Annotated in this window: 7 protein-coding genes; 3 read left to right on the top strand and 4 right to left on the bottom strand. The window is 27.6% G+C overall.

The features are described from left to right. The 4 genes from NSA50_RS19905 to NSA50_RS19350 form a co-directional block, all read right to left on the bottom strand. Positions 1-939: tyrosine-type recombinase/integrase (locus NSA50_RS19905; protein WP_257448094.1), on the bottom strand; the 939-nt coding region annotated here is incomplete at its 3' end. A 39-nt stretch (positions 940-978) separates the two neighbouring features. Further along, positions 979-1,131, bottom strand: a complete 153-nt coding sequence (locus NSA50_RS19360; RefSeq protein WP_257448088.1) for a hypothetical protein — start codon at positions 1,129-1,131, stop codon at positions 979-981. 13 nt (positions 1,132-1,144) lie between these two features. After that, the gene (locus NSA50_RS19355; RefSeq protein WP_257448085.1) at positions 1,145-1,504 is read right to left on the bottom strand and encodes an ImmA/IrrE family metallo-endopeptidase; all 360 of its coding nucleotides are present in this window, start codon (positions 1,502-1,504) and stop codon (positions 1,145-1,147) included. Between the two features lie 157 nt (positions 1,505-1,661). After that, positions 1,662-2,096, bottom strand: a complete 435-nt coding sequence (locus tag NSA50_RS19350) for a helix-turn-helix domain-containing protein (protein ID WP_257448083.1) — start codon at positions 2,094-2,096, stop codon at positions 1,662-1,664. A 202-nt stretch (positions 2,097-2,298) separates the two neighbouring features. Between NSA50_RS19350 and NSA50_RS19345 the strand changes: the two genes are divergently transcribed. The 3 genes from NSA50_RS19345 (at position 2,299) to NSA50_RS19335 (ending at position 4,646) form a co-directional block, all read left to right on the top strand. Next, positions 2,299-2,490 (top strand): helix-turn-helix domain-containing protein, encoded by a 192-nt coding sequence (locus tag NSA50_RS19345; protein WP_257448080.1) that lies wholly within the window; start codon positions 2,299-2,301, stop codon positions 2,488-2,490. Positions 2,491-2,553: 63 nt separating this feature from the next. After that, a complete protein-coding gene (locus tag NSA50_RS19340) occupies positions 2,554-3,312 on the top strand; it encodes a Rha family transcriptional regulator (RefSeq protein WP_257448077.1) in 759 nt (252 codons plus the stop codon). Positions 3,313-3,794: 482 nt separating this feature from the next. Beyond that, complete coding sequence (locus NSA50_RS19335) at positions 3,795-4,646, top strand: ORF6N domain-containing protein (RefSeq protein ID WP_308463908.1); 852 nt, start codon at positions 3,795-3,797, stop codon at positions 4,644-4,646. Positions 4,647-4,670: the final 24 nt, after the last annotated feature.

The raw sequence follows: 4,670 nt of genomic DNA, 5'->3' as shown, positions 1-4,670 counted from the left end.
TTCAATTAGCATAGTCGCGTGAGTATGTCTAAGAGAGTGAAAATTAAAAGGTATTTTTAAATCATAATTAACAACTCTTGATAGATATTTTAAACTATCTGTAGTTATTTGTTCTCCATTTTCTTTGGTGCATACGAAATTAGAGTTTGTATAGTAAATACCATAATGTAATTTATTTTCTTTTTGTGCAAGTTTATGTTTTTTTAGAATGCTTGATAGTGTATTACCTATTTCAATTGTTCTGTAAGATGATTTAGTTTTAGGACTTCCTAATTCAAATACACCTTTTCCTTTTGATATTAATGTATATTCAACAGTTATAGTATTATTATTTAAATCGATATTATCCCATGTAAGAGCGGTTACCTCACCACCCCTCATTCCAGTATGAAATGCAATTTGTAATGGAATATAAAAGTTAGATCCAAAAGGAAACCTATTAAGTATTTCATTGAATTGACTATAAGATATTATTTTTAAATCTACTTTGCTCGATTTCTTCTCTTCATATTTAGGAAGTTTTATATATTGCATAGGATTTTCCTTAATATATTTGCAAGGATAAACAGCATATTTAAATACTCCACTTAAAACTCCTAAAAAATTACTAAGAGAGTTTTTAGAATATCCATTAAGAGACTTTTTATTAATAAAGTTTTGTAATTCAGATGGAGTAATATGTTTTAATTTACTATCTTTAAAATAAGGTTTTAAATGCACATCAATTATTTGTTTGTAATAGGTTTGAGTTCTATACTTACAACTTACTAATACATATTCATCATACCATTTATTTAAAAAGTCAAAAAAACTAATATCACTTATTTTAAATACAGAGCCATACTCTTCAAATTCATTTAATGCAATTCTCAAAGCTTTTTCACATTCGGCTTTAGTTCTAAAACCCCCTTTTTCCTTACGTTTTCTTTTACCATCTATTTTGCCTAAATCAACCCCTTTTTCTTATACTTCCTTTCATTATTTATACTCCTTTTCAAGTTTTTCTAGTGTTAATTTTAAATTTTCTAACATTTCAATAGTAATTTCTACATCAGAACTTATATGTTGAAGACCGTATTTATTGTTGTATTCAATAAATAAATCTTCTGCCTCTTTGTTTGCAAATCGCATAAAATCACCTCCTTCAATGAACGTATGTTCTTTTGAAAAATAAAAAAATAATATTCATAAAATATTTCAATATATTGAATTTAATTTTAATAAAATCAATCGGAACAGAATAAAAAAGTGATAATTGATTAATAGAATAATCATCTATATATAACTCATCAATTATGCTAGTATCGATTAATAATTCAGCCGCGAAGGAATTAGCTTCTTTTTCAAAGCGACCACGAGCATAGAATGTATGGTCATGAAGAAAGAAGGCTGAATCACTATTATGAAGAACGGCATGACCTAATTCATGAGCCATTACAACTCTTAATTCATTTTCATTTAATATTTTATTCATATTTAAAATAATACATCTACGACGTAGCATTTTTTTAAACATGCCTTTTGGACAATCGTCCGATAAATATTTATATTTTATTATAATTCCCAATCCCCTAGCGATAGTAAATGGGTCTCTAGTTTCAAATTTTTTAACGAGGCTTCTAACCTTCTCTTTATACTTAAACAAACAAACCCACCGCCTATTATTTTTTTCTTTTGTTCATAGCTTTAACTTCCCAAAATAATTCAGACATTAAATCTAACATTTCTTTTTTTGAATCTTCGTTAAATTCATCATCCATAAAGAAAGCTTCATTAGCTTTTTTCATTTCTTCTAAGTATTGTTTTTTATCTCTTGAAGTAACTTTGTACTTATCAGAGTATTCTTTAGGCACTTGAATTTTTGGTTTATTTTCTGGAATGAAATTTTCAGTATTCACATTATTATCAAAAAAGTCATTAACTGATACTTCTAAAGCAGTAGCTATTTTTTGGACAGTATCCATTCTAGGATTTGAGTTTTTTCCAGTAAGTATATCACTTAAGGTAGATTGAGCCATATTGGCTCTTTTACTTAATTTATATTGACTCCATCCTTTGATTTCTAACAATTCAAGAATTAAAGCTCTATTGAACAATATATCATCTCCTTATATTTCTATATAGCGAAGTATATAATAAAAAAAATGATTAGTCAAGTAAAACGTAGCAATTCGAAGAAAAAAAGAGATAATCCGCTATAATTCTACGTAATAACGGTATAATCGACTTGAGTAGATTTATATTACGTAGTATTATCGTATTAACGAAGTGATTCGTAATAAAAAAGGTGGTGAAAAAATGTTGTCTGAAAATATAACTCGAATAGCAAAAGAGCAAAATATAACAATGTATAGAATAGCTAAAGAAAGTAATTTATCAATATCTTACGTATGGGAAATATGTAAAGGTAAAAGAAAAAATCCAAGTATAGCTGTTATTAATAAAATTGCAAAAACTTTAAATGCGACAGTTGATGAGTTAATAAATTAGGAGTAAGTAAAAATTCTTTAGTGACAATGTTATTAAATGAGAAATTAAAGGAGGGAAATAAAAATGAATAAACAAATTGTAAATATTTCAAATCAAGAAGGACAATTAGTAGTAACTAGTAGACAAATTTCAGAGGATTTTAAAAAAAGAAATTCTCATGTAGTGGAAGCTATAGAAAATAAAATAAAAAGTTTAACTGCCGAAAATTCGGAGGTTGAAATTGAAAAGTTATTTATACCGACAACATATATTCATAATGGAAATGAGTATAAAGAGTATTTATTAACTAGAGATGGATTTACATTTATAGTTATGGGTTTCACAGGAGCGAAGGCGGATGCTTGGAAATTAAAATATATAGAAGCTTTTAACAAGATGGAAGAAACAATAAAAAGCAAATCAAAATCAGTAAAGGTAGATAATTCACTTAAAGAAAAAGAAATTGAAGCAAGATATAATAACTCACTTGTTAGAAAAGCAAATGTACTTTTAAAGATGGCAAAGGATAATCCTTTAATAACAGATGAGTATAAGAAAGTCCTACAAAGTAAAGCAACAGAGATAATTACAGGTCAAGCTATATTACCTTTACCAGTTGCTGAAAGAAAAACTTATTCAGCTACAGATATAGGAAAAGAACTAGGGATAAGTAAAAATAAAGTTGGGAGCCTTGCCAATAAGCATAATCTTAAAACTGATGAATACGGAAAGCTATTTCACGATAAGTCAAAGTATTCAAATAAGGAAGTAGAGAGTTTTAGATACTACGACAATGTAATTCCAGTATTAGCTGAAATATTATCTGATGAAAAAGCAAGTTAAGATAAACCAATCACTCGATATAACAGAATATAAAAAGAACTACTCAAGAAACATTGCTTCAAGAGTAGTACGTAAATAATGAAATTAAGAGAGGTGATAGCAAATGGAAAATTTAGCACTTTTACTTTCGATATTATCATTAATATTAGCAATCGCTACAGCTATAATTAATCGCCGAAATTAATAGGATATTTGAATTTACCTCTATTAGTATGAGCAATTATAGTAACTTGAATACGAAAGAATTAAAAAGAGAATATTCTTAGTTCTTGGAGTAAGTAAATGGGAAGATATAGAGTTTGAAGGAGCTGAAAACATAATATCAATTATTGATGAAAGCATAAGAGTTATTAAATTAGAGAGACCACAACAAATTGGAATGTGGGATTAATAAACTAAGTCAAAACAAACACCTAACATAACAGATTTGTCTTACTAAAAAACTTTAATAATAAGGAGGGCTTGAAAATGAAGAAGGAAGAATAATCGGAGGACAAAAAGTCCCATGTATAAAAATTAATAATAACGATTTATCAGTAAAAGAATTTAGTGGACAAAGGGTAGTAACATTTAAAGATATTGATATGTTACACGAAAGAGTGGAAGGAACTGCTGGAAGAAATTTTAGAGATAATAAAAAGCATTTTGTAGAGAATGAAGATTACTTTTTAATAAATGGTAATGAATTGAAGGATTTTAAACAGACAACGAATTTCGTCGGCAGTAATGCAAAAGAATTAACTCTTATTACCGAAAGTGGTTACTTAATGTTAGTAAAGTCACTTCAAGATGATTTAGCTTGGAAAGTTCAAAGAGAATTAGTTAATAACTATTTCAGAGTGAAAGAAAATGTACAAGCGTTAAATACTTCTGAACTTTCTCCGGAACTTCAAATGTTTAATCAGATCTTTAGATCTCTTGCAAATAATGAATTAGAACAAAAGAGATTAAATGCAGAAATAAAAGAAGTTAAAGAAGAAACTAAGGAAGTAAAAGAAGAGATACAAGGAATTAGAGATGTAGTAGCTATTAATACCAGTACTGTAAGCTGGAGAGAAGAATGTAGAAAACTAATTGTTAAAATGGCACATAGTTTAGGTGGAAATAAATTTATAGGTGATGTAAATAGGGAAGTATATGACCTTATGAGAACTAGATTGAAATGTAAATTAGATGTTCAGCTTACTAATATGAGAAGAAGAATGGCAGATGAAGGAGTATGTAAATCTAAGAGAGATAAGCTCAATTATTTAGATGTAATTAATAGAGATAGTAGATTAATTGAGGGATATGTAGCAATAGTAAAAGAGTTAGATATTAAATACGGAGCATAGGAGGAATTTGAAATGAATAGTTTA

It is taken from the genome of Clostridium mucosae, assembly GCF_024622765.1.
Classification (GTDB): domain Bacteria; phylum Bacillota; class Clostridia; order Clostridiales; family Clostridiaceae; genus Clostridium.
Note: the sequence above shows the minus strand (reverse complement) of the source record. Positions and strands in the feature narration are given on the sequence as shown.

What these genes read in the sequence shown, in the direction of transcription:
- NSA50_RS19360 (WP_257448088.1), bottom strand. Translation starts at nt 1,131, where the DNA reads ATGCGATTTGCAAACAAAGAGGCAGAAGATTTATTTATTGAATACAAC.
- NSA50_RS19355 (WP_257448085.1), bottom strand. Translation starts at nt 1,504, where the DNA reads ATGCTACGTCGTAGATGTATTATTTTAAATATGAATAAAATATTAAAT.
- NSA50_RS19345 (WP_257448080.1), top strand. Translation starts at nt 2,299, where the DNA reads ATGTTGTCTGAAAATATAACTCGAATAGCAAAAGAGCAAAATATAACA.
- NSA50_RS19340 (WP_257448077.1), top strand. Translation starts at nt 2,554, where the DNA reads ATGAATAAACAAATTGTAAATATTTCAAATCAAGAAGGACAATTAGTA.